Consider the following 8,131-nt stretch of genomic DNA (forward strand, 5'->3'; position numbering starts at 1 on the left):
TTAACACCATGGCCCTTACACTTGACCCTTGGCAACCGAGCGTGCAGGTAAGTAGCAAACTGCATGGTATCCAGATGGCGCCAGGTCCGGGATTCACGTTCATCGTGTTTTGGACATAATGTTCCGCACTCAGGACACGCGCCAGTGGAGTCGACATACTCAATCTCGATATCGACTCGGCTATTGGCCATGTTGAGGTCTACCGAGCTTGTCTCCCAGGGCGAATGAATACCCAGAAGCAGTGCATAATGCTCTTCGATTTCCACAGAAAGACTCCCCGTAAATTCGGTATGATCAAGTCCTGATTATACTGGATTTCCACAGGAAACTACGAAGAGCCGGTTTTTGGGGTGTTCTCGAGCATTACAGTTGGGGTCATCCATGGCTACAAAGCATTTCTTGAGGCGAAAGAAAGCCCCGTGCTGTTCAGCGAGTTGCGCTGTGGCAGCCGACTTATGTTGCGATCAAACCAGTGTTCGAGAGCTGTTGATTGTTTGAGTCAGCGTCCGCTTGTTCATTGATATAATGCTAGGCGCTATGTGTAAGCCGGGTTTTATTGAATACTGAAAGGAAGTAAGGGCTACGAATTAGAGCAGTGTTCGAATCGGTCTATGTGTGTATCTGGTTCGGAAGGTCTTAATTCAAAAATTCTGATCTCAATTGGCTATAGCTGGCCAAAAGTAATGTTTTGTGTGCCTCCGCGTCAGTGGCAACATCGACTATGATCATCTGCTTACGGAGAGATCATCGGTATATTTTTATTTCATTCCAGGGTGCTATTTTGTAGGAAGTAAAAGCGCGCCAATTGCTGATCTACGGCCTGTAAAATGGGATATACCATTGACATATCCCATATCTGATGCCAGCATAGATTATATTTTATGCATATACCATTGGTTGGGGGTTAATCTTGAATCGTGCGAGTCTATTCAAAAGCAACAAGAGTCAGGCCTTGCGGCTTCCCAAGCCCGTCGCCTACCCGGAAACAGTGAGGCAGGTAGACATCGTTGTTCAAGGTAGGGCTCGAATAATCACCCCTGCCGGTGAGTCATGGGATAGCTGGTTTGATGGAGAGGGTGTTTCTAATGACTTTATGGAAAATAGGGACCAGCCAGAGCATCAAGAGCGCGAGGCATTTTGATGTTGAAGTACATGCTCGACACCAACATCGCCATCTACATTATCAAGAATAAGCCCATCGAAGTGCGAGAGGCTTTTAAGGCACACGATGGTCAAATGTGCATTTCAGCAGTCACTCTGATGGAGTTGATCTATGGGGCGGAGGCTTCCGCCGCGGTCGACCGAAACTTGCGCGATGTTGAGGGGTTTGCCGCCCGATTGGAAGTACTGCCTTATGACAGTGACGCGGCAGCGCACACGGGGCAGTTAAGGGCGGAGCTGAGAAAAATCGGAAGACCGATTGGCCCCTACGATGAAATGATCGCTGGTCATGCGAGGTCCCGGGGTGTAGTTGTTGTTACCAACAACACAAAGCAGTTTAAAAACGCTCCTGGGATTCGCCTGGCCAATTGGGTTAGCTGAAACGATAATAGTGTATGTAATAGCCTGGATAGCCGAAAACCTTAGAGGTCTAATTGTCACGGTGGACTACTAACAGGGTGTTGATCTATCTTGGGCTTGTTGGCGTTACCTATTCAAACCGCTGTGTCATGGTGGAGGGAATGAACCTCTACCCCACGCAAACCCGGTTTCTTCCCTTGCTTTTCGCGGCATACATTGCTTTGTCGGCGCGGCCATAGATATCCCCCTTTTTATCCCCCGGGTGGGCATCGGCAATACCAAAACTCATTGTGACAGTGCCGTAAGGAGTAGTCATGTTCTCAATGTCTTGTCGCTTTCGTTCTGCCACCAAAATTGCTTGCTCCGCTGAGGTGCTTGGAAGCAGTAACGAAAATTCCTCCCCACCCATACGGGCCAGTATATCCACGTTTCTCATACCCTGCTGAAGACAGTGACTTACGTCTTTCAATACGCGGTCCCCTGCATCGTGACCAAACTGATCATTGATGTGTTTAAACCAGTCAATGTCGGTAAGTATTAACGTGAATGTACGATGAGTTCGCTGGTATGAAGCTAATTGTATTTCGATTTCGCGCTCATAGACACGGCGATTATTCAAGCCAGTGAGCACGTCTTGGGTAGCCATTTGTTCCAACTGTGTGTTCAGAGTCGTCAATTCAACTTGTCGCAGCTCCAGTTCATGAGCCAGCGTTTGAACCTCATTGAGTGCCTGCTCTTTTTCGATTGTAGCTTGCTCAGCTGTCTTGCGAGCTTTCTGCAACTGTTCCTCTACCAGATTCCGTCGTTGCATGGGTAGTATCAGTAACAGGAAGCCTCCATCAGCCTTTGGACGAGCGGCAGCATTCAAAATAACCGGTAACGGTTCTCCGGTATTGCTCGAGAACGTCAGAAGGATCTCTTCGGCGTGACGGTGCAAGCGCAGAGACGGCAACACATGTCCAAGGTAGTACATGCGTGATGCGACAGTCATCCAGCTTTCGGGAGCCCGACCAATCAGGCTGTCCATGGACCGACCGAGCCAATCGCACATAGGCTGGTTAACCGATGTCACTGTATTCGTCTCATCCAGCTGGATGTACCCACCGGGTAATTGATTAACATCAAATTGCATGCTCAACACCCTCAAGGACCGCACGAGCGACTTCGGGTGGGTTGCTCATATGAGGGTAGTGACCAGTGGCGTCGAGCTTCTTGACGGTACAGTTGGGTAACGTTTGATTCAAATAATCAATGACTTCCAAGGGTACGATCACATCCTGCTCACAATACAGGATCAGAGTAGGCACCGTAACTTTAGGCAATTCATCGCGAATATCACTTCTGAACGTTGTTTGAGCGAAGCGTCGGGAGATGACCGGATCGGCGTTGAGGAAGGTCTGGCGTAGCTCATCCGCTAAAGCTGGTCGATTTCCGGCGGCCATGACGATGGGCGCCAGGTATCCTGCCCATTCGAAATGGTTGCGCTCCATCAAATCAATCATTTCCTGGACATCGTGCTCTTCAAACCCACCAACATAGCCCGGTGAGTCGTTTATATAGCGAGGAGAGGGCCCTATGGCGATGATTTGCCGGAACAGATCATTGGCTTTCAATGAAGCCAGCCAGGCAATGGCGCTACTGACCGAATGCCCCACCAGTATAGGTCGTTCAAGTTTTAGGCCTTGCACAATATCCACCAGGTCGTCTGCATAGCCAGACAAGTGGGTATAGCGGCTTGGGTCATAGGCCGATATGTCCGATTGTCCGCAGCCCATGTGATCAAACAGGACCAATGGGTACTCCTGGGCGAGAATCTGAGCCACTGGCCCCCAGATTTGCTGATCGCAACCGAAGCCATGGGCCAAAAGGAGTGTTGGTCTCGATGTGCTGGCAGCGTCTGGGCCGAGAAAATGGATGTTGTGTCTATTAATGAGGGTGTCTTGAGGCATAGTAATAGTCTATCTTAATGTTTGGATTCCAAGACTTTCCTGACCTTGGCGGCAAGCTCCCGACGATCGTACGGTTTACTTAGCAGTTCAACGTCGTGATCCAGGCGTCCATGATGGACGATAGCATTTTCCATGTATCCGGAAGTATAGAGTACTTTCAGCAAAGGAAACATGCGCAACGCTTGGTCGGCGAGTTCACGTCCATTCATGACTCTGTAAATATCGTGGTCAGATAGCAGCTAGTCAGCGCTTGGTAATATCTACCTCCAGTCTGGCTAGACCTCTCGAATTCCTTGTCCAAGGATGATCCACTTTCTCCTGACGATGTAGAGGTTTACCCAGCGGTAGCATAGCCCTAGTATATGGCGGATTGAGCGTATGAACGGGACGGTGATTCTAGTCTGACTTCACCGGGTTCTCCTCCGACCCTCCGGGGTTACTCGCCCATGAGCGGTTATAAAGCGAGCCTAGTTTACTTAAAGCCCTGCCATTGTGCGGGGCTTTATGTTTTCAGTCCTACTGTATAGCAATGCCAATGCAATCTGTTAGGGAGGTTAATCGCACTGTAAACATACCCAATGGATCATCCTTTGCCTATGCCGGCAGCAGATCTGGACTGACGATATTGTATTGTTGAGGTTTGGCCAGCCTATGCTGGCCGCTGCGCTTTGGCATTGCCTGGCTTTGCGACGACACCCAGCATCAATGAATGGCGTTGACCGGAGATGAGAGCAGGGCGTTGGCCACGGCCAATCTGGAATTCAATCACGTATGTGGGTATGTTACCGGTTGATTGTATCGATACGTTTTGAGCGCATTCGTTCAGAAACCTGACAAACACCCAATCGGTACTGGAGGTAGAGTGCCCGCAACACCTACATCGGGTTTAAAACTGCTGATCGATTACCTGGACAAGCAGGGACTGGGAGCTTTGGGTGTCCTGCAGGTGCTGTTCAGTCTGTACGAAGCCGACCGCGCCTTGACGGTCAAACAGATTTATAGGGTTGGGTCAGGGTATCGTCGAAAGCAACTGGCTCGAATGGCGACAGCCGGACTGACCAAGAGGCAGCTGAGCGATGCCCAGCGCCGGGTGACACTATTGAGTACGGATGACCGGACGCCGAGGGCGTATGGCCTGGCTGCCAAAGGCCGGTATCAAGTGCATCGCCTGATGGACCGGGAGTGTCCGGACATGGAGGATCGGGGGCATTTACTCCGGTGGCTCAATTTGCTCAAGGTCAACGGAATCAGCTCTTATGCCCAGGTGCGGTTGTTGGTTCAGATAGATGAGGCTCCGGGGATGTGCGGTAAAGAGCTGTTCAGTTACCAATCCGGCACCAACAAAGAGCAAATGGCATTTTTCAAGAGCCAGGACTTGATAGAGGAGGTGATGGAGGGCACTCGCATCGAGAAGTACCCGGGTGACCGGTGGCGCATGCTTAGGTGCTATCTGAATACGACGATCCCCGACTCGATGCTCAAGTGACAAGCCTATTCCCGGACCAGTGTCGCCGGGAGCGCCAATCAGCGCCGAACCTGGTCAGTGTGAGGCGCTGGCCGTCGCCGGTGAACAAGCCCAACTATTTAGTTCAACTCAACATAAACAATCTGGCCAGGAATCCGGCCACCAGGTCTCGGTTAAACTGGCCACATGCATATGTTAAACCGGCCAGTTAAGTACCATCTTTTCCAATTGAAATCTTCACTTTATCCTCGGTAAACCCAATATAACGCCATTACGTGGTCAATTGTTAATCTGTGGCTACAGGTATAGTATGACATTAACCGGCCAGTGAATTGGCCAAAGAACCGGCCACTATGCGGTCAATTATCCGGCCAGACGGCCAAACACACACAACCATTACAGCCTGGAGGCCGAATGCCACCCCCTGCAGAGAGCCGGATGGAACCGATGTTGATTCGTGAGGACAATCCCGAGAAAGAGTCATTGGCGGATCTGGCCTGGCAGTTGGGTCAGGAATCCCCCCGTATCGCGTCGAGCCAGTTCAGTGAGGTCAAAGGGGCGGTGGCCAGGCTCGTTCGGGCGATGAACTGCTACTATTCCAACCTCATTGAAGGCCATGACACGTTACCGATCGATATCGACCGGGCGCTGGCCAATAGGTTTCAGGAGGACCAAGCGCAACGGGACCTCCAAAAAGAAGCCATGGCTCACATAGAAGTGCAGCGGTGGCTCGATGAAGAAGATGGGTTGGCCGAGGTTGGGTTCAGTACGGCCGGGATTCGCGAAATCCACCGGCGATTTTACGGCGAGTTACCGGCGCACATGCATCGGGTCATACACCCCACGACCCAGGAGCCGCTGCCGATCATCCCCGGCCAGTTCCGAGAGACCAATGTCATCGTCGGCCGGCACGTTCCCGTGGCGCCCGAGGATATTCAGCGCTGTATGGATCGGTGGGAGGGTGCCTATGCCCAGCTGCCACCCCGCTTACTGCCGGTGGCCGCTGCAGCGGCCCATCACCGGTTGCTGTGGATTCACCCGATGCTTGATGGGAACGGCCGAGTGGCCCGACTGGTAACCCATGCCATGCTGAAAAAAGCGATCAGTGGTGTTGAGCTGTGGTCGGTATCACGGGGGTTTGCCCGGGAGAAGGATCGGTATAAGTACCTTCTTGAGTGCTGCGATCAACCTCGGCGTGGGGACCGTGACGGCCGTGGCCAACTCAGTGAATCCAGCCTGGTCGACTTCACGCGGTATTTTCTGAACTCGGCACTCGACCAGGTGAGGTTCATGACCGAGACCCTGAAGTCGGACAATTTTACTCGGGGCTTGCTGGAGTGGATTCGCAGCCAGCCGGATATCGCCCGGGGGGGCAAGATCATTGAGCAGATTATTCTCTATGGTTCGGTCGAGCGGGGTGAGGTGCCAGCCTTGCTCCAGATGCCCGAGCGAAGCGCGCGCCGAGTGGTTCAGAACCTGACCGATCACTTTCTGCTGGTGTCGGATTCTCACCGGGCACCGCTGCGGCTGAACCTGCCTCTGCATGCTGCCCAGGCAGTATTTCCCAATATGGTGCCGGGCAACGCGGTTTAAGTCATCATTGAGTAGGTCTGTCTTGCCCGCGGCCATCCTTCCTGTGACGGCACCCTGGTGAATTATGCGCCCGAGGGTGCCTGTTAGCTGAGCAGTTCCGCCTCGACACCGCTTTTAGAGCTGAAGTGAATAGGGTCTTATAGCTACTTTTCCAAGCGTTGAAGTCAATAGCTTAACAATACTAGTCTATATATAGACTAGTATTGTTAAATTTAATGCTATATAAGTAGTAGGAATGTAATTAGTTAATCGATATAAGTTATGATATGGGAAAAGCGGTTAATCATTGAACAGCTGGATGAAAGTCTGAAGGACCTTCCACCAGGCGCGCGAGTTCCGCGTTTTAGACGCGGTTGGATCAATACTATCAGAACGGCTTTGGGCATGAGCACCAGGACACTTGGCGAGCGAATCGGTGTGTCACAACCGCAGATTTCAAAGCTCGAAAACAGTGAAGTCGACAAAGCTATTACTTTGCGCAGTCTGGAAAGGGCTGCCGAAGGGCTGAACTGTGAGCTTGTCTATTTCCTTGTACCCAAGCAACAGAACCTCGCGAAGACTCTCGAACAGCAAGCGTTGCGGAAATCCAGCAAGGAAGTGAAGAGTGTAAATACCCATATGGCACTCGAAGGGCAGGGGTTGAGCCAGATTGATGTAGACAAGATGATCGACGCTGAAGTAAACGAGCTGTTATATCGGCTACCCCGAGATTTTTGGGATGATTAAGGCTTTAAGGGACTTTTTATGAGACCGGATTCATTGCGGGTATTATCCTTTTAGGGTTCTTAATACCAGCTAGCCAATTTTCACGGCTCCACCTAAGACCTTAGATTTCAATTCACCATCGAACCCAATTGATTGTTTTAGCGATTTCGATGGTTAATAAAATCGCTATTACCATACTATAAATAAAATAACGGGTTTTAAGGCCAAAAGGTGAAACGTATGGATACTTCCTGGGTCGGCTACGCATGGCTGAAAGAGCGCTTTAATTTACCGGTCATCCAGCGGCTTACCACTCTCAGTCTGATAGCAGCGTACCGCTCCGCTCGAAACTCCAATAGAAGACTCAGCCTTGAGGAGTTGATAGCCCGGTTTCCAGAAGGTGGTCTACCACCGATCGAAGAGCTGGTAGGGATTGGCTCGCCAATTAGACTCGCTGGTCGAGAGCTCTAGCATTGAACTTGCGAGGCTGCCTGCTTTAACAGGATCGGTTTTGGCAACACACTCAATTCCAGTCATGTATAGAGTGCTCCGGCTATACTTGAGGTTTATAGTGGACCCCATGATTTAGACCACGGGCATAGGTAGAATGCCACGACCAAGCAGGAGTAGTAACGTGGCGAGAAAACGGTTCAGTAGTGAGTTCAAGGCCAAGGTCGCAATGGAGGCTATCCGAGGCGACAAGACAGTCGCTCAATTATCTTCGCAGTGCGGCGTACATGCCTCTCAGATCAACACCTGGAAGAAAATCGCCCAGGAGCGACTGGTGGAAGCCTTCGAACGCGGCAGTAGCCAACCCGACCCGAAAAAGCTGGAAGCTCGGGAAGACCATCTATATCAACAAATTGGCAAGCTGCAGGTCGAGGTCGAGTGGCTTAGA

General features: G+C 51.2%; 9 protein-coding genes. 6 read left to right on the forward strand and 3 right to left on the reverse strand.

The window, feature by feature from the left end; all coding sequences use genetic code 11:
• A partial coding sequence (locus G565_RS26555) for a transposase family protein (RefSeq protein ID WP_169579672.1) occupies window positions 1-266 on the reverse strand: 266 nt, incomplete at its 3' end.
• A 644-nt stretch (window positions 267-910) separates the two neighbouring features.
• Here G565_RS26555 and vapB point away from each other — a divergent pair.
• Entirely contained in the window at window positions 911-1,141 is a 231-nt protein-coding gene (vapB, locus tag G565_RS0119495; protein WP_028672330.1) for a type II toxin-antitoxin system VapB family antitoxin, read from the forward strand.
• Window positions 1,141-1,542, forward strand: a complete 402-nt coding sequence (gene vapC, locus G565_RS0119500; RefSeq protein WP_028672331.1) for a type II toxin-antitoxin system tRNA(fMet)-specific endonuclease VapC — start codon at window positions 1,141-1,143, stop codon at window positions 1,540-1,542. Before vapB ends, vapC begins: the two co-directional genes overlap by 1 nt.
• 148 nt (window positions 1,543-1,690) lie before the next feature.
• Here vapC and G565_RS0119505 read toward each other — a convergent pair whose 3' ends face one another.
• Both G565_RS0119505 and G565_RS0119510 read right to left on the reverse strand, forming a co-directional pair.
• The gene (locus G565_RS0119505) at window positions 1,691-2,653 is read right to left on the reverse strand and encodes a GGDEF domain-containing protein (protein ID WP_028672332.1); all 963 of its coding nucleotides are present in this window, start codon (window positions 2,651-2,653) and stop codon (window positions 1,691-1,693) included.
• Window positions 2,643-3,470, reverse strand: coding sequence for an alpha/beta fold hydrolase (locus G565_RS0119510; protein WP_028672333.1), 828 nt, complete (start codon window positions 3,468-3,470; stop codon window positions 2,643-2,645). The genes G565_RS0119505 and G565_RS0119510 overlap by 11 nt, the downstream gene beginning before the upstream one ends.
• Window positions 3,471-4,332: 862 nt before the next feature.
• On the opposite strand from G565_RS0119510, the gene G565_RS0119520 reads away from it, so the two are divergent.
• The 4 genes from G565_RS0119520 to G565_RS0119540 form a co-directional block, all read left to right on the forward strand.
• Entirely contained in the window at window positions 4,333-4,956 is a 624-nt protein-coding gene (locus tag G565_RS0119520) for a MarR family transcriptional regulator (protein ID WP_028672335.1), read from the forward strand.
• Between the two features lie 393 nt (window positions 4,957-5,349).
• Window positions 5,350-6,528 (forward strand): Fic family protein, encoded by a 1,179-nt coding sequence (locus tag G565_RS25050; protein ID WP_084649476.1) that lies wholly within the window; start codon window positions 5,350-5,352, stop codon window positions 6,526-6,528.
• Window positions 6,529-6,789: 261 nt separating this feature from the next.
• Window positions 6,790-7,254, forward strand: a complete 465-nt coding sequence (locus G565_RS0119530) for a mobile mystery protein A (protein WP_051208302.1) — start codon at window positions 6,790-6,792, stop codon at window positions 7,252-7,254.
• A gap of 658 nt (window positions 7,255-7,912) precedes the next feature.
• Window positions 7,913-8,131, forward strand: a 219-nt coding sequence (locus G565_RS0119540) for a transposase (RefSeq protein WP_425413991.1), incomplete at its 3' end; no start/stop codon positions are given.

Origin of the sequence: Saccharospirillum impatiens DSM 12546, from assembly GCF_000423605.1 — a bacterium.
Classification (GTDB): Bacteria; Pseudomonadota; Gammaproteobacteria; order Pseudomonadales; family Natronospirillaceae; genus Saccharospirillum; species Saccharospirillum impatiens.

Coding starts and splice junctions, on each gene's coding strand:
- G565_RS25050 (WP_084649476.1), top strand. CDS start 5,350: ATGCCACCCCCTGCAGAGAGCCGGATGGAACCGATGTTGATTCGTGAG.
- vapC (WP_028672331.1), top strand. CDS start 1,141: ATGTTGAAGTACATGCTCGACACCAACATCGCCATCTACATTATCAAG.
- G565_RS0119510 (WP_028672333.1), bottom strand. CDS start 3,470: ATGCCTCAAGACACCCTCATTAATAGACACAACATCCATTTTCTCGGC.
- G565_RS0119530 (WP_051208302.1), top strand. CDS start 6,790: ATGATATGGGAAAAGCGGTTAATCATTGAACAGCTGGATGAAAGTCTG.
- G565_RS0119505 (WP_028672332.1), bottom strand. CDS start 2,653: ATGCAATTTGATGTTAATCAATTACCCGGTGGGTACATCCAGCTGGAT.